The following is a 20,555-nucleotide window of genomic DNA, read 5'->3' on the forward strand; positions in this document are numbered from 1 at the left end:
CCGCGGGGGTACGGCCCGGAGGGCGGGGCGGGGCGCCCGTAAGCCGGGAGCCGCTACTTCTTCGGGGTCTCCGCCGGCGTCGCCGGCGCGGCCGCCGGGTCCGGGGCCTCCTCGAAGGAGACCCGGCCCATGTGGCGGTTCATCGACTTCATCAGCATCCAGACCGCCAGGGCCAGGACCGCGAAGACGACGAAGCCGAGGACGCCGGGGGTCACCTTGTTCTTGTCCAGCTCTTCGGCGGCGAAGGGGACAAGCTGGGTCAGTGCCAGGTGTGCGCTCATGTCAGGCATTGTCGCGGATGCCCGCGAAGAGATCTTCCTCGGGGAGGGAGGTCGGCACCAGCGCCTTGCTGAGCTCGTACTCCTCCGTCGGCCAGACCTTCTTCTGGATCTCCATGGGGACGCGGAACCAGCCGCCGTCCGGGTCGATCTGGGTGGCGTGGGCGATCAGCGCCCGGTCCCGGGTCTCGAAGAAGTCGGCGCAGGGCACGAAGGTGGTCAGGGTCCGCTCCTTGCGCTCGAACTCCTTCCAGCGCTCCAGCCACTCCCCGTAGGGGGACTCCAGGCCCTGGTCGAGGAGCGCCTGGTGCAGGGCCTCGGTCCGGGGGCGGTTGAAGCCCTGGTTGTAGTAGAGCTTCAGGGGCTGCCAGACCGGGCCGAACTCGTCCTCGGGGAACGCCTCGGGGTCGCCCGCCCCGTCGAAGGCCACCATCGTGATCTTGTGGGTCATGATGTGGTCGGGGTGCGGGTAGCCGCCGTTCTCGTCGTAGGTCGTGATGACCTGCGGACGGAAGGAGCGGATGCTGCGGACCAGCCGTCCGGCCGCCTCGTCGACGTCCTGGAGGGCGAAGCAGCCCTCGGGGAGCGGGGGCAGCGGATCGCCCTCGGGCAGGCCGGAGTCGACGAAGCCCAGCCACTCCTGGGAGACGCCCAGGATCTCGCGGGCCGCGTCCATCTCCTTGCGGCGCACCTCGTGGATGTTCTCCTCGATGGAAGCGTCGCCCTGGAGCTTGGGGTTGAGGACCGAGCCGCGTTCACCGCCCGTGCACGTCACCACCAGGACGTCCACCCCCTCGGACACGTACTTGGCCATCGTGGCCGCGCCCTTGCTCGACTCGTCGTCGGGGTGGGCGTGCACGGCCATCAGTCGCAGCTGGTCAGTCAAGACTCGATCCTCAGTGATTGGTCGTGGAGGGAGGTCTCTATAGTGACGGAATCGGGGGGCCGAAAATTCCGCCACCCCCCGGCTTCGAGAGGATCGATCATGAGCGCGGTGCGAGAGCAGCTTCCCGAGGGGCGCTACGGGCGCTCCGCGGACGAGCGGGCCGACCGCAGGCTCAAGGTCGTCGGGTCGGTCCTCGGGGTCCTCTTCCTCGGTCTGCTCGGCTGGTTCGGCTGGTACTACGTGGTCGACAGCAAGATCAGCGCCGAGATGATCAAGTTCGACGTGGTGAGCGCCACCGAGGTCCAGGTGCACCTGGAGGTCCGCAAGGACGAGGGCGTCGAGGGCGTCTGCACGCTGCGCTCCCGCTCCGAGGACGGGGCCGAGGTGGCCCGCAAGGACGTGCGGATCGACGACCCGGCCGCCCGGGTCGACCAGGTCTTCTCGCTGCGCACCACCGCGCGCGCGACGAGCGCCGAACTGATCGGGTGTATGACCCGGTAGCGGTGGGTAGGGAGCCGGTGACGAGTCCCGGCGGGTCACCACCGTGACCTGGGGTGACGCCATTCCGTGGTTTATGTCCTCCCGCTTTTCGCCACTCATTGTTAGGCTCGTGGTTTCGCCCACCCGGGACAGCACAGCATTCCCGTGTAGGGCGATGCTTTGTATTCCCAGTACCTACGAGGAGCACCTGTGACCCAGACCAGCGACAACGTCACCTGGCTCACCCAGGAGGCGTACAACAAGCTCAAGGACGAGCTTGAGTACCTGTCTGGTCCCGCGCGTACCGAGATCGCCGCCAAGATCGCCGCCGCGCGCGAAGAGGGCGATCTGCGCGAGAACGGCGGGTACCACGCGGCCAAGGAGGAGCAGGGCAAGCAGGAGCTCCGGGTCCGTCAGCTCACCCAGCTGCTCCAGCACGCCAAGGTGGGCGAGGCCCCGGCGGACGACGGCGTCGTCGAGCCCGGCATGGTCGTCACGATCGCCTTCGACGGCGACGAGGACGACACCCTGACCTTCCTCCTCGCCTCCCGCGAGTACGCGAGCGGTGACATCGAGACCTACTCGCCGCAGTCCCCGCTGGGCGTCGGCGTCAACGGCAAGAAGGCCGGTGACGACGCCGAGTACGAGCTGCCGAACGGCAAGAAGGCCGCGGTGAAGATCCTCAGCGCGAAGCCGTACACCGGCTGAGCCCCCCGCTCTTCCACGGAGGGCCGGACCCCGCGGGGTCCGGCCCTCCGTCGTACGCACACGCCCGTACGCACGCGCCCGTAAGCACGCACCCGTACGCACATACGTGCGGGTGCGCGTGCGATGATGCGGCGCTGACGTCGCGTCACGTTCGCGTCACGCAGGGACGTCACGCAGGGGCGTCGCAGGGGGATGTCCCAGGGGGACGTCGCAGGAGGACGTCCCGGAGCGGCGTCACAGGGGGACGCGTCACAGGGGGGACGACGAGATGCTGGGACCACTGCGCGAGGACGCGCCACGCCGGATCGGCCCGTACGAGGTCCTCGCCCGGCTCGGAGCGGGCGGCATGGGGGAGGTGTTCCTGGCCAGGGGCGCCGGGACCAGCGGGGCCCGGGACGCCGGGACGGCTGGTCCCTCGGGCGCTGGAACGGCTGGTCCCCCGGGCGCCGGGACCGGCGATGCCCCGGGCGCCGGACCCGACGGCCCCCCGCGCGTCCCCGGCCCCGTCCGCGCCTCCGCGCCCGTTCAGGACGTCTTCGTCGCCGTCAAGACCGTGCGGCGGGACGTCGCCGGGGATCCCGCGTTCCGGGACCGGTTCCGGCGGGAGATCAAGGTCGCCTCGCTCGTCGACAGCCCGTACGCCGCCGCGCCCGTCGGCGGGGACGCCGACGCGGAGCCGCCCTGGCTGGCGACCGCGTACGTCCCCGGGCCCAGCCTCTCGCAGGCGGTGCGGCGCGGCGGGGCGCTGCCCGTCGCCGCCGTGCGCGCGCTCGGGGCCGGGGTCGCCCGCGCCCTGGCCGACCTGCACCGGGCGGGGGTGCTGCACCGGGACCTCAAGCCGGGGAACGTCATGCTCTCCGTCGACGGCCCCCGCCTCATCGACTTCGGCATCGCCCGCAGCAGCACCGCCACCACCATGACCGCCACCGGCGTGATGGTCGGCTCCCCCTCCTTCATGTCCCCCGAGCACGTGGCCGGGGCCCGGCGCGTCACGGCCGCCTCCGACGTCTTCTGCCTCGGCTCGCTGCTCTGCTACGCGGCGACCGGCGAGGAGCCCTTCGGCGACGGGCCCCTCGCCGCCGTCCTCTACCGGGTCTCGCGCGCCGAGGCCGACCTGTCCCGGGTCCCGGAGGAGCTGCGCGGGACGGTCGCCGCCTGTCTGGCCGTGGACCCGGCGGCCCGGCCGGCCCCGGAGCGGCTCGTGGAGCTCCTCGAACCGGCGCCCGCGAAGGTCTTCCCGTGGCCGGAGGGCGTACGGGAGCACATCGGGGAGTACGGCGGGGAGCTGGCCCAGCTCGTCGCCTCGGGCGGGCCGCTCCTGGCGGCACCGGCCGGGTTCGGGCCGGTCGTCGCCCCGGCCTCCCAGGGCCTGCACTCCGTACCGACGCTCGCCCCCGCGTCCCCGTCCACCGCCCCCGCGCGGCGGCGCCCGCGCCGGTGGCGGCCGCTCGCCGCCGCCCTGGCCCTGGCGGTCGCGGCCGGCGGCACCGGCGCGTACCTGCTGTGGCCGGAGGGCGACGGGGAGGGGAAGGCGCCCGCGAAGGCCGCCGGGCCCCGCGTGCCGGGCGTCGACGACCGGGGCCCCGCCGACGCGTCCGGGGTCGTCGCGCAGAACGCGGCCCAGCGCCCGGCCGGGTGGCGGCCCTGGCGGGCGAAGCTGGGCGCGCCGACGTTCGGCTGCTCGGCCGGCGAGGCGGCGGTCGTCTGCCGGACGACGGACGGGCGGTACGAGGCGCTCGACCCGGCGGACGGGAAGCGGCTGTGGGCCGCCGACCTGGTCGAGGACCCGCGCGACGACCAGAGCTTCATCGGCCCGACCGGCGGCGTCTTCGTGGCGGGCGGCACCGGCGTGCCCGCCGTCCACGGCCCGTACGCCGTCCTGCTCTCCGGCGGGCGCCTCCAGGTCCGGGACGCCCGGAGCGGCACGGTCCGCTGGGAGAAGGAGGGCCCGTCGGGCGGCGGACTCGCGACCCGGCCCGTCGTGGCCGAGGGCGCGGTCTTCGTCCCGACCGGTGACGACGCGGGCGGCCGGATGACGGCCTTCGCCCTCGCCGACGGGCGCGAGCTGTGGTCCAAGGCGCTCACCAACGCCGATCTCGCGCGGGTGGAGTACCGCGACTTCGAGCCGGTCGCCGCCGCGAACGGGCTCGTGTACGCGATGAGCGACGCCGGTTTCGTGGCGTACGACGCGAGGACCGGCGACCAGCGGGGGCAGGTGCCTTCGGAGGCCAAGACGTGCGACGCCCTGCTCGTCCGGGGCCGGTACGCGTACTGCGCGCCGCTCGACGCGACGAACGAGAGCCCGCTCGTGCTCCACCGCCTGGACGCCGTGACGCTCTCCCCCGTCGGTCCGGGGCGGCTCCCGGTGCCCGCCGGGATCGCCGAGTCGGGCGCCTGGCCCGCCGCCGTGTCCGACCGGGCCGCCGTCGTCCTCGACGCGGGCCCCATGCGCTGGGCGAACAGCGGGAACACGGGCGAGCCCGGCGGGGTGTACGTCCTCGACCCGGCCACCGGCAAGGGCCTCGGCCACTACCCGCTCCCCCCGCTCACCACGGCGGACGGCCGCCGCCAGCTCGTCTCCAACCCGCTGATCACGGGGAGCGCGCTGGTGTACGCGGACTTCTCGGCCCTGCGGGTGGTGCCGCTCGGCGCGGACGGCAGGCCGGGGAAGGAGCGGGTCGTGCCGGTGCCGGGCGCGCCCGGACCGCGCGCCGAGGAGGAGTACGACCGCCCGGCCGGGACGTACCTGGACCGCGAGGTCCGGCCGCCCCAGGTGCTGCCGCTGGGCGGGGTGGCCCACGTCGTGTACGACACCGGGGTCGTCGTCTCCGTCGGGCTTCCCCGCGAGGCCCTCAGCGGGGCCCCCGCCGCCGGAGAGAAGGAGTAGTCCCTTGCTGGAAGCCCTGCTCCCGGGACGGCCGCCCCGGCTCGTCGGCCCCTACCGGCTGCTCGCCCGGCTCGGCGCGGGCGGCATGGGCGAGGTGCACCTCGCCTGCCGCACGGACGCGCCGACGGCCGATCCGTACCGGATGGTCGCCGTGAAGACCGTGCGGGGGGACCTGGAGGTCGACGGGGACTTCCGGACCCGTTTCCGGCGGGAGATCGCGGCGGCGCGGACCGTGGACGGACCGGGGGTGGCGCGGCTCGTGGACGCCGACGCGGACGCGCCCTCGCCGTGGCTGGCGACGGAGTACGTGCCGGGTCCGTCGCTCGCGGAGGCCGTCGTACGGACCGGGCCGCTGCCCGTCGCGGCCGTACGGGCCCTGGGGGCCGCGCTCGCCCGGGCCCTGGCGGCCGTGCACGGCGTGCAGGTGCTGCACCGGGACCTGAAGCCGGCGAACGTGCTGCTCGGCGCGGCCGGGCCGAAGCTGATCGACTTCGGGATCGCCCAGGCCTTCGAGGCGACGGCGCTGACGTCGACCGGCCTGGTGGTGGGCTCGCCGGGGTTCATGTCGCCGGAGCACCTGGTGGGGAGCCGGGCGGTGGTGCCCGCGTCGGACGTGTTCTGCCTGGGGGCGGTGCTCGCGTTCGCGGCGAGCGGCCGGGGCCCGTTCCACGACGACGAGATGGCCGCCGTGATCTACCGGATCAGCCGGGCGGAGGCCGAACTGGACGGTGTTCCGGAGGAGTTGGCGCCCGTACTGGAGCGCTGCCTGCGGCTCGACCCGGCGGAGCGGCCCACGGCGGCCGAACTGGCGGCGCTCCTGAAGGAGGACGGCGGGGGTGCGCCCGGGGCCTTTCCGTGGCCCGGCGGGGTCCTCTCGCTGCTCGCGGAGTACGGGGAGGCGGCCCGGACGGCCGGGGAGGCGGCGGCCTCGGGCGCGGGCGTGGCGGACCTGCCGACGCTCGGCCCCGTGGTGCCGTACTCCCCCACGGCGGTGACGGACCGGCCGGTCGCCCCGGCGGCCGTCCCGGCGTGGCGGCGCCGGTGGGGCGCCCTGGCGGCGGGCGCGGTGGCGGTGGCCGTCCTGGCGACGGCGGGCGTGGTGCTGTCGGACGGCGGGGGCGGCGAACCCGGCGGGAACGGGGGCACCGCCCCGGGCGCCTCCACGGCACCGGCACCGGCACCGGCCGTACTCGACCGGGTCGTCCTGCCGTACGGCGGGACGGGCCGCGCCCGCGACTTCGGCACGGCGGGCACGGACCGGGCGCACCGCCCGGCGGGCTGGTCGCCCTGGACGGCCGAGGTGGAGCGGGGCACCGGCGCCTGCGCGCTCTCCCCGAAGGCGCTGGTCTGCCCGGGCGAGGGCGGCGGGGTCACCGCCCTGGGCGCGGCGGACGGCAAGGAGCTGTGGAAGGTGCCGGCCCGGGGCGAGGGGCTGCGCAGCGCGCCGCAGTACCCGGCGGTCGTCGGCGACACCGCGTACGTCACGGGGCCCGACGGGGTCGTCGCGTACGGGATCGCGGACGGGAAGGAGCGGCGCCGTGTCCCCGGGCCCGGCCGCGACTGGGCCGTGAAGGGCACCGACCTGGGGGACGGGGTCCTCTACTCCACGTACGTCAACGTGCGCGACGAGCGGACCGGTCTGGTCACGGCCGTGCGCCTGCGCGACGGGAAGGAGCTGTGGCGCTCGCCGCTCGACGGCCTGCCGGAGGAGCCGGTCGCGGGGGCGGGCCGGGTGCTCGTCCCGGTGGGCACCGCGCCGGTGTCCCTCGATGCCCGCACCGGGAAGGAGACCGCGCGCGGGACGGAGTACTGCGGCGGGTTCACCGTCCACGAGAAGAGTGGCCGGGTGCTCTGCCGGATCCGCGAGGACGGTTCCGTCGCCGTGCTCGACTCCGCGCTGCTGCGGCCGCTGCGCACCCTGGGCACCGGGGTCGCGGCCGGGCCGGCCGTGCGCGCGGACGGACTCGTCGCCGTGATCGTCGGGGACGGGGAGGGCGCTCCGGTGACCGGGCGCGGCGCGCTCGTCGTGTACGACCTGGAGAGCGGCCGGGAGCGGTGGCGGGTGTCGGGCGTCCCGGCGGACCGGGTCTACTTCGCGGGCGACCGGGTCGTGGTCGCGGACGAGGCGGAGGTCCGGTCCTATCCGGCCGCGGGACCCGCCGAGGCGGAGGACGGCGCGTCCTACCGCTTCGGCCTGCCCCGGGGCTTCACCGCGCAGGTCGCCGGAGAGCTGCTGGCCGCCGGGGGCGCCGCCTTCGTGCCCCTCCCGGACGGCCTCGTCGTCTCGGGCTACCTGCCCTGACCGGGTGCCGCACCGGCCGGGCGTCCGACTCGATCGGCGCCTTCCGGCCTGTCCGTCGCCCCGTTGCCGTGCACGGCGATTAGCCTGCCTTCGACTTCACCCGCCCATGGAATGAAGTCGGCACATCAACCGGTGGAGAATTCGAGGATTCGCCGTGCGCAAGCCCCAAAAGCTCTTCGCCGTGGTCGGCATCGGGCTCGCTTTGACGTTCGGGACCGCGAGCGGGGCGTCCGCCGACGTCAGGGCATCGGGAACCATCACGAATCCGACCCTCAAGGACGGCAGGATTCACGTCTCGGCAACCCTGCACGGCCCCAACCCGATCGCGACGAAAGTCTGCGTCACGCTCCACGCCCAGCACCCCTACACTCCCGACATCGACCTCGGAGGCGCCTGCAAGACGATGTCCGCCGGAACCGTGTCGTGGTCGGTGCGCAAGCCCGCGTGCGGCAACTACAAGACCTACGCCTATGCCACGTACGACGGACGGGTCACGTGGGGGCCGGCGGAGTCGAGCCACTACCACACCATCTGCTGAGAATTCCGCGCACTCGGCGATGCCCCTGTGAGCCGGGAAGGGCGGTATGCGCACGCGTGTCCCTCGCCTGGACGAGGGACACGCGTCGGGGACGTTTTCAGGAAGCCTTGCGGTATTTACGGACCGCCAGGGTCCGGAAGACGACCGCGATGACCACCGAGTAGATCAGCGATGCCCAGACCGCGTGCTGCATCGGCCACGCGGACGACGATGAGACACCCGGATTCCCGAAGAGCTCACGACATGCCTGCACGGTCGCGCTGAAGGGGTTCCAGTCGGCGATGTGCCGGACCCACGGTGTCATCTGGCTGGAGTCCACGAACGCGTTGGACAAGAAGGTGACCGGGAACAACCAGATGATTCCGCCCGAGGTCGCGGCCTCCGGCGTCCGGACGGACAGTCCGATCAGCGCGCCGATCCACGTGAAGGCGTACCCCAGCAGGAGGAGCAGGCCGAAGGCGGCCATCACCCGCCCGGCATCGGTCGGCGCGGCGGAGCCGGTGCGCCAGCCGACGAGCAGAGCGACGACCGCCAGGACGAACAGGGTGACGCAGGTCTGCACGAGATCCGCGACCGTGCGGCCGGTGAGCACCGCCCCCCGCGTCATCGGCAGGGAACGGAAGCGGTCGATGATCCCCTTCTGCATGTCGTCTGCGATGCCGGCGGCCGAGCCCGCCGTGGCGAAGGTGACGGTCTGCGCGAAGATGCCCGCCATCAGGAAGTTCTTGTAGTCCTCCGGATCGGTGCTGTCGCCGATCCGCATGGATCCGCCGAAGACGTACGTGAACAGCACCACGAACATCACCGGTTGCACGATGCCGAACAGCAGCATCTCGGGGATCCGCGACATGCGAATGAGGTTCCTGCGCGCGATGACCAGGGAGTCGCCCACGGACTGGGCGATGCCGCCGCGCGGCCGCGGGGCCCGGTTCGGGGCCTCGGTGGTCACGGTGCTCACTTCGCCTCCTCCTTCACGGGGCGCTTGCGGCCGCGGCCGCCCTGCCGGTCCGGGGCGCCGTCCCCCTCCGGCTCCTCCTGCTCGGCCGCGTGGCCGGTGAGGGAGATGAAGACGTCGTCGAGGGTCGGGCGGCGCAGGCCGATGTCGTCGATCTCGACGCCGACGGCGTCCAGGTCGCGGATGACCTCGGCGAGCAGCTTGGCGCCGCCGGTGACGGGGACGGTCAGCCTCCGGGTGTGCTCCTCGACGGAGACCTCGCCGCGGGCGGCGCCCCCGGTGCCCTCGGCGCCGTAGCGGCCGAGGACCTCCCGGGCGCCGGTGAGCATCTCGCGCTCGCGGACCACGACCTCGACGCGCTCGCCGCCCGTCCGGGCCTTGAGCTGGTCGGAGGTGCCGCGCGCGATGACCCGGCCGTGGTCGACGACGCAGATGTCGTGGGCGAGGTGGTCGGCCTCCTCCAGGTACTGGGTGGTGAGGAGCAGGGTCGTACCGCCGGCGACCAGCTCCTTGATGACCTCCCAGAGCTCCTGCCGGTTGCGCGGGTCGAGGCCGGTGGTCGGCTCGTCCATGAACATGACCGGCGGGGAGACCACGAGGGCCGCCGCGAGGTCGAGCCGGCGCCTCATGCCGCCCGAGTACGTCTTGGCGGGGCGGTCGGCGGCCTCGGCGAGGTGGAACCGGTCGAGCAGCTCGCCCGCCCGCGCCTTCGCCGCCTTCGCCTTCATCTGGTAGAGCTGTCCGACCATCTGGAGGTTCTCGCGGCCGGTGAGGTACTCGTCGACGGCCGCGAACTGGCCGGAGAGGCCGATCGACCGGCGGACCTCGTTGGGGTGTTCGAGGACGTCGATCCCGGCGACGACCGCCCGTCCGCTGTCGGGCCGCAGGAGGGTCGTCAGGACGCGCACGGTGGTGGTCTTCCCCGCGCCGTTCGGGCCGAGCAGGCCCAGGACGGTGCCCTCGGGCACGTCGAGGTCCACCCCGTCCAGAGCTCGTACGTCACCGAAGGTCTTCACCAGACCCTCGGCGTAGATCGCGCCTGGCATGTGGATACTCCCCATGGATCGGGACTTTTTCCCACCGATCCTAGGTTTGGGGGGCGGCCCGCGCCCAGCGAATAAGTGATCCGCGCCACAAGCCGAGGTCAGGGGCGTGCGGGGTCAGCCGAGCACCGTGTATCCGGCGTCGCGCAGCGCCTCCGTCACCTCCCGGCAGTGCTCCGGGCCCTTCGTCTCCAGGTGCAGTTCGACCTCCGCCTCGGTCAGCCCGAGCCTCGGATCGGTCCGTACGTGACTGACGTCCAGGACGTTGGCGTCGACCACCGTCAGGGCCGCGAGGAGCGACGCGAGCACCCCCGGCCGGTCCGTCACGCGCAGCCGCAGGCTCAGGTAGCGGCCCCCGGCGGCCATGCCGTGCCGCAGGACGCGCTGGAGGAGGAGCGGGTCGACGTTCCCGCCGGAGAGGACCGCGACCACCGGGCCCCGGAAGGACTCCGGGTCGGAGAGCAGGGCCGCGACCGGGCTGGCGCCCGCCGGTTCCACGACCAGCTTGGCGCGCTCCAGGCAGAGCAGCAGCGCGGAGGACAGCGCGTCCTCGGAGACCGTGCGGACCTCGTCCACGTACTCCCTGACCAGGTCGAACGGCACGTCGCCGGGGCGTCCCACCCGGATGCCGTCGGCCATCGTCACCGGCGACTCGACGACCACCGGATGCCCGGCCGCCAGCGAGGGCGGATAGGCGGCGGCGCCCTCGGCCTGCACGCCGATCACCTTCACGTCCGGGCGCAGCGACTTCACCGCGAGCCCGATGCCGGCCGCGAGACCGCCGCCGCCGACGCCGACCACGATCGTGCGGACCTCCGGGCACTGCTCCAGGACCTCCAGGCCGACCGTGCCCTGCCCGACGATGACGTCGGGGTGGTCGAAGGGGTGGATGAGGACGGCGCCGGTCTCCCGCGCGTACTCCTCCGCCGCCGCGAGCGTCTCGTCCACGACCTGCCCCTGGAGGCGGACCTCGGCGCCGTAGTCGCGGGTCGCCGCGACCTTCGGCAGCGGGGCGCCGACCGGCATGAAGACGGTGGCCCGCACCCCGAGCAGCTTCGAGGCGAGCGCGACGCCCTGCGCGTGGTTCCCGGCGGAGGCGGCGACGACCCCGGCGGCCTTCTCCTCGGGCCGCAGCCCGGCGATCCGCACGTACGCCCCGCGCAGTTTGAAGGAGCCGGTCCGCTGGAGGTTCTCGCACTTGAGGTGGACCGGCGCCCCCACCAGGGACGACAGGTGCCGGCTGCCCTCCATCGCCGTCACGCGGGCCACCCCGGACAGCATCTTCTGCGCCCCGCGCACGTCGTCGAGCATCAGCCGGTGCAAGGGGTGTGGTGTACGGAAGCTCATGACAGCAAGTCTCGCAGCTCACGGCCCTGGTGACCGCCCGGCGGACGGGCGCCCCGACGGGTTTGGACGGGCCCGGTACGGACCCCCCCGGGTCCGCGTACTCTGTCCCCCACCGTCCGACCGCTCCCGCACGAGAGAGACCCCCAGCCATGCCCCCGTCCCAGGACATGACGACCGCTCTCGACCCCGGTCTCCTCGACGCCCTCCAGCACCAGGTGGCCGTCTTCGCCCGCCGGGCCGAGCAGACCCGCCTCGGCGGCACCGGCCAGCTCCGCAACTCCATGGACCGGGCCGCGTACCTGCTCCTCAACCGGCTCGACCAGGAAGGCCCGATGGGCGTCAAGGCGCTCGCGGCGGGCATGGGGATCGACTCCTCGACCGTGACCCGCCAGGTCGCCCCGCTGGTGGACACCGGCCTGGTGAAGCGCACCTCGCACCCGGAGGACGGGCGGGCGGTCGTCCTCCAGCTCTCGCCGCGCGGGCTCGCGCGCCTGGAGGAGGTCCGCGCCTCGCGCCGCCAGCTGATGGTCGAGGTCACGGAGGGCTGGACGCCGGACGAGCGCGAGGCCTTCTGCACCCTGCTCACCCGCTTCAACACCGCCCTGTCCGCACGCCAGTCGGCGCACGCGGGACAGCTCCCGGCCGAGCCGGGCACCGCGGGCGGAAGCGAGCCGGCCCCGGCCTCTTGACCCCGTCCGCGCGCTGTCGCCGGATGGGGGGGCGAGAGCGGCGGAGCGGCCGGGACGTCCGACGCGCCTCCCGCACCCGGGAGTTCGAAGCGTTCGCGGCCGGGGCGGCGGGGCGGCCGCCGCACGTCGCGACCCTCCTGACGGCCGGGACCCGCGCCCGGAACCCGTACGCGGCGGCGTCCTCGCCGCGCCGGGCCCCCTGGAGCGGCTCGTCCACTCCCCGCACCCGCCGCTCGAAGCCTGGTGAGGACGGGCCTACGCTGGAGGGAGACGGCACGCGCACGGGTGCCGAGGAGGCTGTCATGACCAGGAAAGTCGCCGACTGCCGCAGGACGCCGAGCGTCATGAACTGCACCCTCACCATCACCGGTGAGGAGGAGGAAGTGGTCCGGGCCGCCGCCGAGCACGCGGTCTCGGTCCACGGCCACGAGGACACCCCCGAGCTGCGGGCCATGGTCCGCGCGGACCTGGAGGACGAGAAGGTCCCGGCCTGAGAAAGGGGAACGGCCGGGCGGGACCGTTCAGGGTCCCGCCCGGCCGTTCTCCCGTCCTCCTAGCCCAGCGCCTGGCGCAGGTCGGCGAGCAGGTCGTCGGCGTTCTCGATGCCGACCGAGAGGCGGACGAGGTCGGCCGGGACCTCCAGGGCGGAGCCCGCGACGCTCGCGTGGGTCATCCGGCCCGGGTGCTCGATGAGGGACTCGACGCCGCCCAGGGACTCGCCCAGGGTGAAGAGCTTCGCGCGGTTGCAGACCTCGACCGCCGCCTCCTCGCCGCCCTCGACGCGGAAGGAGACCATGCCGCCGAAGGACCGCATCTGCTTGACGGCGATCTCGTGGCCCGGGTGCTCCGGGAGGCCCGGGTAGAGGACCCGGGTGACCTTCGGGTGCTGGGTCAGCATCTCGGCGACCTTCTCGGCGTTCTCGCCGTGGCGGTCCATGCGCACGGCGAGGGTCTTGATGCCGCGCAGCACGATCCACGAGTCGAACGGCCCGGCGACCGCGCCCATCGCGTTCTGGTGGTACGCCAGCTCCTCGCCGAGCGCCGCGTCGGCCGTCACCAGGGCGCCGCCGACGACGTCCGAGTGGCCGCCCATGTACTTGGTGAGCGAGTGCACGACGATGTCCGCGCCGAGCGCCAGCGGCTGCTGGAGGTAGGGCGAGGCGAAGGTGTTGTCGACGACGAGCTTCACCCCGGCCTGACGGGCGACGCCCGCGACGGCCTCGATGTCGGTGATCCCCAGGAGCGGGTTCGAGGGGGTCTCGACCCAGATCAGCTTCGTACGGTCGTTGATCGCGTCCCGCACGGCGGCGACGTCGGAGGTGTCCGCGACCGAGAACTCCACGCCCCAGCGCTGCGCGACCTTGGCGAAGAGCCGGAAGGTGCCGCCGTAGGCGTCGTTCGGGATGACGACGTGGTCGCCGGGGACCAGCAGGGCACGCAGCAGGCAGTCCTCTGCGGCGAGACCGGACGCGAAGGCGAGACCGCGCCGGCCGCCCTCCAGCGCCGCCAGGTTCTCCTCCAGGGCGGTACGGGTCGGGTTGGCGCTGCGGCTGTACTCGTAACCGCCGCGCAGCCCGCCCACGCCGTCCTGCTTGTACGTGGACACCTGGTAGATGGGCGGCACGACCGCGCCGGTCAGCGGGTCGGCGGTGTTGCCCGCGTGGATCGCGCGGGTCTCGAAGCTCTGGTGGATGTGCTGGTCGCTCATGCTCAGGAGCGTAGTGCCGCGGGACGTCCGGTGCCGCGTTCGTCTCATGGGGTGTCCTGGACAATGGACACATGGACATTCTCTGGTTCCTCATCGCGCTCGGGCTGCTGTTCGGCGTCCTCGGCCCCTATCTGCTGCGCCGCAGGGGCGGTGGCATCCGGCTGGCCGTGCCGGGGGCGCCCGACGCGGCGGACCCGGCGGCGTACGGGTTCGTGCCGCAGGAGGACCAGGACGTGCGGCTGCCGGGGGCGGACGAGGACCTGCTCGACGTGCTGAACGTGGTGCAGGCCACGCAGGACTGGAAGGCGGCCGCGCAGCTGCTCGCCAACACCGGCAAGGACGGCGAGGTGCGCTGGCAGCGCGTGCAGGCCTTCGCGGGCGCGGCCTCCCTGGAGCTGCAGGAGCGGCCGGGGGCCGGCGGGGCGTGGCTGCGGGCCTGGCGGGCGGACGCGCCGAAGGACCCGGGCGGGGCGGCCGTGCACGCCGAGTTCCTGGTGCAGCAGGCGTGGCGTTCCTCGGCGGCCGGGAGCGACGACTTCCGGATCATCCTGGAGGAGGCGCTGAAGGTCACCGAGGAGGCGGCGCTGCTCGCCCCGGGCGACCCCGTCCCGTACATCACGCAGCTGGCCGTGGCGCGCGGCCTGGGCTACGGGCCCGAGCGGTTCGACCAGGTGTGGGCGAAGGTGATCGACCGGGCGCCGGAGCACATGGGGGCGCACCTGGCGGCGCTGCACTACTGGTGCGAGAAGTGGCACGGTTCGCGCGAGGAGGCCGACCACTTCGCGACGACGGCCGCGGCGCGCGCCCCGCGCGGCTCGCTGCTCGCCGCGCTGCCGCTGTTCGCGGTGTACGAGCACGTGCCGGACGTGGTGCTCGTGCAGGACTTCTTCCGTACGGCGGTGGTGTCGAAGGCGGTCGAGGGCGCGCTGTACGCGGTGCACTCGGCACGCCCGGACGACCCGATGCTGGCGCACGTCCGCCATCTGCTGATCTGGTTCCTGGTGCGGGGCGAGCGCTGGGCGGAGGCCATGCACCAGCTGGTGAAGGTGGACGGGCACGTGGGCGCGGTGCCGTGGACGCTGAGCGCGGACCCGGCGGCGGAGTACACGGTCTTCCGGAACCTGGCGGTGGCGGGGTACGAGGCGAACGGCGGCAGCCCGCTGACGCTGCCGCGCTGACGCGGAGGCCGGGGGCCGGGACGGGGGGCCGGGGCGGGGGCGGGGGGGAATCCCCGCGTCCCCACCCTTGTTGTACGGGCTGCCGACCGTCGAGGAGAGATGCAGCATGTTCCTGTCCCGCACCCCCGTCCTCCCCACCCCCGAGCAGGCCCTGCCCGGCCGCGCCGAGCCGGAGTTCTCCGTGCCCGCGCGCCACACGGTCCTCGGCAACCCGCTCGTCGGCCCGTACCCGGAGGGCCTGGAGGTCGCCGACTTCGCCCTGGGCTGCTTCTGGGGCGCCGAGCGCAAGTTCTGGCAGACCGAGGGCGTCTGGACGACCCTCGTCGGCTACCAGGGCGGCTTCACGCGCAACCCCTCGTACGAGGAGGTCTGCTCGGGCCTGACCGGCCACACGGAGGTCGTCCGGGTGGTCTTCGACCCGTCGAAGGTCTCGTACGAGACGCTCCTGAAGCTGTTCTGGGAGTCCCACGACCCGACCCAGGGCTTCCGCCAGGGCAACGACGTGGGCACCCAGTACCGTTCGGCGGTCTACACCCACTCCCCCGCCCAGGCCGCCGCGGCCGAGGCCTCCCGCGAGGCCTACCAGAAGGTCCTGACGGGCTCGGGCTACGGCGAGATCACCACGCACGTCCTCCCGGCCGACGACCGCCCGTTCTACCCGGCGGAGGGCTACCACCAGCAGTACCTGGACAAGAACCCGGCGGGCTACTGCGGGATCGGCGGCACGGGCGTCTCGTGCCCGATCGGCGTCGCGAAGGCGGACGGCTGAGCCCGTGCCGCGCGGCCCCCGGCACCGGGGGCCGCGCGGCGCGGAAAACCCCTAGCCCTGCTTGATCGCGGAGACGTCGAACTCCAGGACGATCTTGTCGCCGACCAGCACGCCGCCGCCCTCCAGGGCGGCGTTCCAGGTGATGCCGAACTCCTTGCGGGAGACGGTCACCGAGCCCTCCAGGCCGACGCGCAGGTTGCCGTAGGGGTCGACGGCGTTGCCGGTGTACTCGAAGTCGATGGTGACCGGCTTGGTGGTGTCCTTGATGGTGAGGTCGCCGGTGACCCGGTACTCGGTCTCGGACTTCTGCTCGACCCCGGTGGTGCGGAAGGTGATGTCCGGGAAGTTCGGCGCGTCCAGGAAGTCGTTGGTGCGCAGGTGCTGGTCGCGCTGCTCGACCCCGGTGTCGATGCTCTCGGTCTTGATCACCACCTGTCCGGTGGACCGGGCCGGGTCGGCGCCGTCCAGGTGCGCGGTGCCCTCGAACTCGTGGAAGGCGCCGCGCACCTTGGTGACCATGGCGTGGCGGGCGACGAAGCCGATCCGGGTGTGGGTCGGGTCGAGGACGTAGTCCCCGGTGAGCTCAGCGAGCGGGACGGACATGACCGGCTACCTCCGTAGGATCCGGACCCCGGCGGCGGCCCGCCGGAATCGTTCCCGGCCCACGCTAGGAGGACGGCCCCCCACGACCCGGCCGAACGCGCACGGCCGCCGGGGATTGCACCCTGACCGGTGACTCCGGACCGGTCGGCCCGCCGTCGTCACCCCGTCGCCGCCGCCCGCAGCACGGCCGCCGTCGCCGCCGGGTCGTATCCCTCCGGGACCCCGTCGATCAGGAGGACGTCGCCGGTCATGTGGCGGGTGCGGAGGGGGATCAGGGCCCGGTAGGGGGCGGAGGCGTACCAGGCGCGGGCGTGCTCGTAGGTGGGGAAGGCGATGACGACGAGGGCGCCGGGCCAGGTGCCCTCCGGGACCTCGCGGGTGGGGGCGCCGTGGACGAGGAAGTGGCCTCCGTAGGGGTCCAGGGTGTCCTGGACGCGCTCCATGTACGTGAGGACCTCCTCGTCGAGGACGGGCTTCGGGTGCAGGTTTCCGAGGGCGTATGCGGTCATGGGGACAGCGTGCCGGGGCGGGGCGTACGGGTCGATTACCCCCGAGGTCATGCCCCGGCCGTCAGGTCCCGGCGGCCGTGCGCGGGCGCGTCAGATGGTCGACGTGTCGATCACGAAGCGGTAGCGGACGTCGCTGGCGATCACCCGCTCGTACGCCTCGTTGATCCGGTCCGCGGCGATCACCTCGATCTCGGCGCCCAGTCCGTGCGCGGCGCAGAAGTCGAGCATCTCCTGGGTCTCGGCGATGGAGCCGATCATCGAGCCGGCGAGGGTCTTGCGGCCGCCGATCAGGGAGAACAGGTTGATCTTGACCGGCTCCTCGGGCGCGCCCACGTTCACCAGGGCGCCGTCCGTGCGCACCAGGCTCAGGTAGGCGTCGAAGTCGAGCGGCGCCGAGACGGTGGAGACCACCAGGTCGAAGGTGCCGGCGAGCGCGGTGAAGGTCTCCGGGTCGCTCGTCGCGTGGTAGTGGTCGGCGCCCAGCCTCAGGGCGTCCTCCCGCTTCTTCTCGGACTGGCTGAGGACGGTCACCTCGGCGCCGAGCGCGTGCGCGATCTTGACGCCCATGTGGCCGAGGCCGCCGAGGCCGACGATCGCGACCTTCTTGCCGGGGCCGGCCTGCCAGTGGGCGAGCGGCGAGTAGAGGGTGATGCCGGCGCAGAGCAGCGGGGCGGCCTCGTCGAGGCCGATGCCCTCGGGGATGCGCAGGGTGTAGTTCTCGTCCACGACGATGTGGGTGGAGTAGCCGCCGTAGGTCGGCTCGCCGTCCTTGTCGCGGGCGTTGTACGTGCCGGTGCCGCCCTGGACGCAGTACTGCTCCAGGCCCTGGCGGCAGTAGTCGCACTCCCGGCAGGAGTCGACGAAACAGCCGACGCCGACCCGGTCGCCGACCCGGAACTTCGTGACGCCGGGGCCGGTCTCGGCGACGACGCCGGCGATCTCGTGGCCGGGGACCATCGGGTAGATGCCCTCGCCCCAGCCGTCGCGCGCCTGGTGGATGTCGGAGTGGCAGATGCCGGCGTACTTGATCTCGATGAGGACGTCGTGCTCGCCGACCGGGCGGCGCGGCACGGTGGTGCGCTCCAGCGGGGCGTCGGCGGCGGGTGCGGCGTAGGCGGGGACGGTGGTCACGTTCGTGGTCATGCCCCCAGCCTGCTCGGGAACGCCGGTGCCACCCAGGCGCCTGTTCTTCGTACGACCGCCGTGCCTACCACTGGCAGGGTCAGGAACGTACGTCCGCGGGCCCGGTCCGGCGGCGATAATGGGGTCGTATGGACCCCAGTGCCGAACTCAGTGAATTCCTGCGCTCCCGCAGGGCCCGGCTGAAGCCGCAGGACGTGGGGCTGCCCGAGTTCGGGCGGCACCGGCGGGTGCCGGGACTGCGCCGCGAGGAGCTGGCGCAGCTGGCCGGGGTCTCCGTGGCGTACTACACCCGGCTCGAACAGGGCAACGGCCGCAACGTGTCCATGGAGGTCCTGGACTCGATCGCGCGGGCGCTGCGCCTGAGCGACACCGAGCGGGCGCATCTGACGCACCTGGCGAAGCCGACGGTGAAGAAGCGGCAGCGGGCGGCGATCTCCCGTCCGCAGCAGGTGCGGCCGGGGATCTCGTACCTGCTGGAATCGATGGACGGGGTGCCCGCCGTCGTCCTGGGGCGCCGGCTCGACCTGCTCGCCTGGAACCGGATGGCGCGGGCGCTGCTCGGCGACTTCACCGCCTGGGAGCCGCACGAGCGGAACATGGCCCGGATGGTCTTCCTCGACCCGAACGCGCGCTCGCTCTACCTCGACTGGGGGTGCAAGGCGACCGAGGTGGTGAGTGTGCTGCGGCTCTACGCGGGGTGTTACCCGGACGATCCGCTGCTGCTCGCGCTCGTGGGCGAGCTGTCGGTGCGCAGCGAGGAGTTCCGCTCGCTGTGGGCGGCGCACACGGTGGCGGACAAGGGACACGGCACGAAGCGGATGCGGCATCCGCTGGTGGGCGAGATGACGCTGTCGTACGAGACGCTGAAGGTGTCGGGCGACGATCCGGACCTGGTGCTCGTGACGTACCACGCGGAGCCGGGCACGCCCTCGGCGGAGGCGCTGCGGCTGCTCGCGCAGTGGGGCGTGGACGAGGCCGTGGACGCGCGGTAGGGCCGGACCGCGCGCACAAGAGGGCCCCTCCGTCCGGAGGGGCCCTCTTGTGCGCGGATCGCGCGGATCGGGCGGGTCAGACGGCCGAGCCGGCCTTCCACTCCGACCAGTTCATGTTCCAGCCGTTGAGGCCGTTGCTGGGGGCGATCGTCTTGTCCTTGGAGTTCTTGACGATCACGACGTCGCCGATGAGCGAGTGGTCGTAGAACCAGGCGGCCGTCTGGTTGGGGTCGCCGGCGCCCTTCACGTCGTTGAGGCCCACGCAGCCGTGGCTGGTGTTCGAGGAGCCGAAGATCGAGTCCGGGCCCCAGTAGTTGCCGTGGATGAAGGTGCCCGAGCTGGACAGGCGCATGGCGTGCGGCACGTCCTTGATGTCGTACTCGCCCTTGCCGTCGTCGTCGGTGAAGCCGACGGTGGCGCCGTTCATCCGGGTCTCCTTGAACTTCTCGGAGATCACCATCTGACCGTTGTAGGTCGGGTTCTCCGGGGAGCCGGCGGAGATCGGGATGGTCTTGACCGTCTTGCCGTCCTGCTTGACCGTCATGGTCTTGGTGGCGACGTCGACGGTGGAGACCTGGTTGCGGCCGATCTTGAAGGTGACGGTCTTCTGCTGGACGCCGTAGACGCCGTCGGCGCCCTCGACGCCGTCGAGGTCCAGCTTCAGCGTGACGGTCGAGCCCTCGGTCCAGTAGTCGTCGGGGCGGAAGTCGATGCGCTGGGGGCTGAACCAGTGCCCGACGACCTCCTGGCCGGAGCTGGAGGTGACGGTGATGCCGCTCTGGACGGCCTTCTTGTCGGTGATCGCCTTGTTGAAGTTGATCGAGACCGGCATGCCGACGCCGACGGTCGAGCCGTCCTCGGGCGTGAAGTTGCCGATGAAGCTGTTGGCCTGCGAGACGGTGGTGAAGGAGGAGTTCTCGTGGGCCTCCAGGCCGGCCGCGTCCGCCGCGGTGGCGGTGATCTTGTAGACCGTGGCCCTCTTGAGCGCGACGGTCGGCTTCCAGCTGAGGCCGTCGGCCGCTATCTCGCCCTTGACGGCGTCGCCCTCGGCGGAGGTCATGACGACCTCGGTGAGCTTGCCGTCGGCGACGGTGACCTTGGCGTCGTTGTTGATGGAGGCGTTCTGCGCGCCGTTCTTCGGCTCGATGGTGATCCGGGCCTTGGAGGTCTTCTGCGCCGCCGCCTCGTCGACCTGTTCCTGCGACTGCGGGGTCGCGGTTCCGGAGGCGCCGCTGCCGCCCTTGTCGCCGTCGTCGCACGCCGAGAGCACCAACACACCGCTGAGCAGGGCAGCCGCGGCGGCCAGGCTCCTGCGGCGCTTGCCGTCCGTCATCACACGCTTCTCCATCGTCGCCGATTCCCTGTGCACGCTTGCTTCCCTACCCATGACAACCCGTTCGGTGCGGGAACCGGACGGTTTGTGGGGAACACCACTGATCGACACGCGTCGGCGGAGCGTTCGGTTCCCCGCCGGGCGCCCGGTGTCGCGGGAAGGCCCCGGGACGGTGTCCCGGGGCCCGTGAACAGGCAGGACACCGGC

Annotated in this window: 20 protein-coding genes; 10 read left to right on the forward strand and 10 right to left on the reverse strand. The window is 72.9% G+C overall.

Going from position 1 to position 20,555, the window contains the following annotated elements; all coding sequences use genetic code 11:
- Nucleotides 1-53 precede the first annotated feature (53 nt).
- Together ACIQD7_RS17570 and mca are read right to left on the reverse strand one after the other, a co-directional pair.
- The gene (locus ACIQD7_RS17570) at nucleotides 54-290 is read right to left on the reverse strand and encodes a hypothetical protein (protein ID WP_383417740.1); all 237 of its coding nucleotides are present in this window, start codon (nucleotides 288-290) and stop codon (nucleotides 54-56) included.
- The gene (gene mca, locus ACIQD7_RS17575; protein ID WP_121833825.1) at nucleotides 283-1,164 is read right to left on the reverse strand and encodes a mycothiol conjugate amidase Mca; all 882 of its coding nucleotides are present in this window, start codon (nucleotides 1,162-1,164) and stop codon (nucleotides 283-285) included. Before mca ends, ACIQD7_RS17570 begins: the two co-directional genes overlap by 8 nt.
- 99 nt (nucleotides 1,165-1,263) lie before the next feature.
- Between mca and ACIQD7_RS17580 the strand changes: the two genes are divergently transcribed.
- The 5 genes from ACIQD7_RS17580 to ACIQD7_RS17600 all read left to right on the forward strand — a co-directional run bounded on the left by ACIQD7_RS17580 (nucleotide 1,264) and on the right by ACIQD7_RS17600 (nucleotide 8,079).
- Nucleotides 1,264-1,665 carry a DUF4307 domain-containing protein gene (locus tag ACIQD7_RS17580; protein WP_402442566.1) on the forward strand — a complete coding sequence of 134 codons (402 nt, stop codon included), beginning with the start codon at nucleotides 1,264-1,266 and terminating at the stop codon, nucleotides 1,663-1,665.
- A gap of 189 nt (nucleotides 1,666-1,854) precedes the next feature.
- Nucleotides 1,855-2,352, forward strand: coding sequence for a transcription elongation factor GreA (gene greA / locus ACIQD7_RS17585; RefSeq protein ID WP_121833827.1), 498 nt, complete (start codon nucleotides 1,855-1,857; stop codon nucleotides 2,350-2,352).
- A gap of 268 nt (nucleotides 2,353-2,620) precedes the next feature.
- Nucleotides 2,621-5,239 carry a PQQ-binding-like beta-propeller repeat protein gene (locus ACIQD7_RS17590; protein WP_402442568.1) on the forward strand — a complete coding sequence of 873 codons (2,619 nt, stop codon included), beginning with the start codon at nucleotides 2,621-2,623 and terminating at the stop codon, nucleotides 5,237-5,239.
- A 4-nt stretch (nucleotides 5,240-5,243) separates the two neighbouring features.
- Nucleotides 5,244-7,541: a protein kinase gene (locus ACIQD7_RS17595; RefSeq protein ID WP_402442570.1), complete on the forward strand. Its 2,298-nt coding sequence runs from the start codon at nucleotides 5,244-5,246 to the stop codon at nucleotides 7,539-7,541.
- 154 nt (nucleotides 7,542-7,695) lie between these two features.
- Entirely contained in the window at nucleotides 7,696-8,079 is a 384-nt protein-coding gene (locus ACIQD7_RS17600) for a hypothetical protein (protein WP_402442572.1), read from the forward strand.
- A 97-nt stretch (nucleotides 8,080-8,176) separates the two neighbouring features.
- Here ACIQD7_RS17600 and ACIQD7_RS17605 read toward each other — a convergent pair whose 3' ends face one another.
- From ACIQD7_RS17605 to ilvA, 3 genes are all read right to left on the reverse strand, one after another.
- Entirely contained in the window at nucleotides 8,177-8,929 is a 753-nt protein-coding gene (locus ACIQD7_RS17605) for an ABC transporter permease (RefSeq protein ID WP_402443271.1), read from the reverse strand.
- Between the two features lie 104 nt (nucleotides 8,930-9,033).
- Nucleotides 9,034-10,080, reverse strand: a complete 1,047-nt coding sequence (locus tag ACIQD7_RS17610; RefSeq protein ID WP_402442573.1) for an ATP-binding cassette domain-containing protein — start codon at nucleotides 10,078-10,080, stop codon at nucleotides 9,034-9,036.
- A gap of 114 nt (nucleotides 10,081-10,194) precedes the next feature.
- A complete protein-coding gene (gene ilvA / locus ACIQD7_RS17615) occupies nucleotides 10,195-11,424 on the reverse strand; it encodes a threonine ammonia-lyase (protein ID WP_121833015.1) in 1,230 nt (409 codons plus the stop codon).
- Nucleotides 11,425-11,573: 149 nt separating this feature from the next.
- Here ilvA and ACIQD7_RS17620 point away from each other — a divergent pair, with 149 nt between their 5' ends.
- Nucleotides 11,574-12,113, forward strand: coding sequence for a MarR family winged helix-turn-helix transcriptional regulator (locus tag ACIQD7_RS17620; protein ID WP_163013959.1), 540 nt, complete (start codon nucleotides 11,574-11,576; stop codon nucleotides 12,111-12,113).
- Nucleotides 12,114-12,415: 302 nt separating this feature from the next.
- Entirely contained in the window at nucleotides 12,416-12,607 is a 192-nt protein-coding gene (locus ACIQD7_RS17625) for a DUF1059 domain-containing protein (protein WP_402442575.1), read from the forward strand.
- A gap of 59 nt (nucleotides 12,608-12,666) precedes the next feature.
- Here the strand turns inward: ACIQD7_RS17625 and ACIQD7_RS17630 are convergent, their stop codons facing one another.
- On the reverse strand, nucleotides 12,667-13,821 hold the full coding sequence (locus tag ACIQD7_RS17630) for a cystathionine gamma-synthase (RefSeq protein ID WP_402442577.1): 1,155 nt from the start codon (nucleotides 13,819-13,821) through the stop codon (nucleotides 12,667-12,669).
- A gap of 71 nt (nucleotides 13,822-13,892) precedes the next feature.
- On the opposite strand from ACIQD7_RS17630, the gene ACIQD7_RS17635 reads away from it, so the two are divergent.
- Together ACIQD7_RS17635 and msrA are read left to right on the forward strand one after the other, a co-directional pair.
- Nucleotides 13,893-14,999, forward strand: coding sequence for a hypothetical protein (locus ACIQD7_RS17635; RefSeq protein ID WP_121833017.1), 1,107 nt, complete (start codon nucleotides 13,893-13,895; stop codon nucleotides 14,997-14,999).
- A gap of 106 nt (nucleotides 15,000-15,105) precedes the next feature.
- Nucleotides 15,106-15,768, forward strand: coding sequence for a peptide-methionine (S)-S-oxide reductase MsrA (gene msrA / locus ACIQD7_RS17640; protein ID WP_121833018.1), 663 nt, complete (start codon nucleotides 15,106-15,108; stop codon nucleotides 15,766-15,768).
- A 51-nt stretch (nucleotides 15,769-15,819) separates the two neighbouring features.
- Here msrA and ACIQD7_RS17645 read toward each other — a convergent pair whose 3' ends face one another.
- The 3 genes from ACIQD7_RS17645 to ACIQD7_RS17655 all read right to left on the reverse strand — a co-directional run bounded on the left by ACIQD7_RS17645 (nucleotide 15,820) and on the right by ACIQD7_RS17655 (nucleotide 18,023).
- Nucleotides 15,820-16,371, reverse strand: a complete 552-nt coding sequence (locus ACIQD7_RS17645; RefSeq protein WP_402442579.1) for a YceI family protein — start codon at nucleotides 16,369-16,371, stop codon at nucleotides 15,820-15,822.
- A 158-nt stretch (nucleotides 16,372-16,529) separates the two neighbouring features.
- Nucleotides 16,530-16,880, reverse strand: a complete 351-nt coding sequence (locus ACIQD7_RS17650; RefSeq protein ID WP_402442581.1) for a DUF1330 domain-containing protein — start codon at nucleotides 16,878-16,880, stop codon at nucleotides 16,530-16,532.
- 90 nt (nucleotides 16,881-16,970) lie between these two features.
- Nucleotides 16,971-18,023: an NAD(P)-dependent alcohol dehydrogenase gene (locus ACIQD7_RS17655; protein WP_402442583.1), complete on the reverse strand. Its 1,053-nt coding sequence runs from the start codon at nucleotides 18,021-18,023 to the stop codon at nucleotides 16,971-16,973.
- A 128-nt stretch (nucleotides 18,024-18,151) separates the two neighbouring features.
- Here ACIQD7_RS17655 and ACIQD7_RS17660 point away from each other — a divergent pair, with 128 nt between their 5' ends.
- Nucleotides 18,152-19,015 (forward strand): helix-turn-helix domain-containing protein, encoded by an 864-nt coding sequence (locus ACIQD7_RS17660; protein WP_402442585.1) that lies wholly within the window; start codon nucleotides 18,152-18,154, stop codon nucleotides 19,013-19,015.
- Between the two features lie 76 nt (nucleotides 19,016-19,091).
- On the opposite strand, the gene ACIQD7_RS17665 is transcribed toward ACIQD7_RS17660, so the two are convergent.
- Nucleotides 19,092-20,363: an Ig-like domain-containing protein gene (locus ACIQD7_RS17665; RefSeq protein WP_402442587.1), complete on the reverse strand. Its 1,272-nt coding sequence runs from the start codon at nucleotides 20,361-20,363 to the stop codon at nucleotides 19,092-19,094.
- Nucleotides 20,364-20,555: the final 192 nt, after the last annotated feature.

The sequence above is a fragment of the Streptomyces sp. NPDC093071 genome (assembly GCF_044754545.1).
Classification (GTDB): Bacteria; Actinomycetota; Actinomycetes; order Streptomycetales; family Streptomycetaceae; genus Streptomyces.

Coding starts and splice junctions, on each gene's coding strand:
- ACIQD7_RS17605 (WP_402443271.1), bottom strand. CDS start 8,929: ATGTCGCGGATCCCCGAGATGCTGCTGTTCGGCATCGTGCAACCGGTG.
- ACIQD7_RS17625 (WP_402442575.1), top strand. CDS start 12,416: ATGACCAGGAAAGTCGCCGACTGCCGCAGGACGCCGAGCGTCATGAAC.
- ACIQD7_RS17665 (WP_402442587.1), bottom strand. CDS start 20,363: ATGGAGAAGCGTGTGATGACGGACGGCAAGCGCCGCAGGAGCCTGGCC.
- ACIQD7_RS17580 (WP_402442566.1), top strand. CDS start 1,264: ATGAGCGCGGTGCGAGAGCAGCTTCCCGAGGGGCGCTACGGGCGCTCC.
- ACIQD7_RS17655 (WP_402442583.1), bottom strand. CDS start 18,023: ATGACCACGAACGTGACCACCGTCCCCGCCTACGCCGCACCCGCCGCC.
- ACIQD7_RS17650 (WP_402442581.1), bottom strand. CDS start 16,880: ATGACCGCATACGCCCTCGGAAACCTGCACCCGAAGCCCGTCCTCGAC.
- ACIQD7_RS17630 (WP_402442577.1), bottom strand. CDS start 13,821: ATGAGCGACCAGCACATCCACCAGAGCTTCGAGACCCGCGCGATCCAC.
- ACIQD7_RS17610 (WP_402442573.1), bottom strand. CDS start 10,080: ATGCCAGGCGCGATCTACGCCGAGGGTCTGGTGAAGACCTTCGGTGAC.
- ACIQD7_RS17590 (WP_402442568.1), top strand. CDS start 2,621: ATGCTGGGACCACTGCGCGAGGACGCGCCACGCCGGATCGGCCCGTAC.
- ACIQD7_RS17570 (WP_383417740.1), bottom strand. CDS start 290: ATGCCTGACATGAGCGCACACCTGGCACTGACCCAGCTTGTCCCCTTC.
- msrA (WP_121833018.1), top strand. CDS start 15,106: ATGTTCCTGTCCCGCACCCCCGTCCTCCCCACCCCCGAGCAGGCCCTG.
- ACIQD7_RS17645 (WP_402442579.1), bottom strand. CDS start 16,371: ATGTCCGTCCCGCTCGCTGAGCTCACCGGGGACTACGTCCTCGACCCG.
- ilvA (WP_121833015.1), bottom strand. CDS start 11,424: ATGAGCTTCCGTACACCACACCCCTTGCACCGGCTGATGCTCGACGAC.
- ACIQD7_RS17620 (WP_163013959.1), top strand. CDS start 11,574: ATGCCCCCGTCCCAGGACATGACGACCGCTCTCGACCCCGGTCTCCTC.
- ACIQD7_RS17660 (WP_402442585.1), top strand. CDS start 18,152: ATGGACCCCAGTGCCGAACTCAGTGAATTCCTGCGCTCCCGCAGGGCC.
- ACIQD7_RS17635 (WP_121833017.1), top strand. CDS start 13,893: ATGGACATTCTCTGGTTCCTCATCGCGCTCGGGCTGCTGTTCGGCGTC.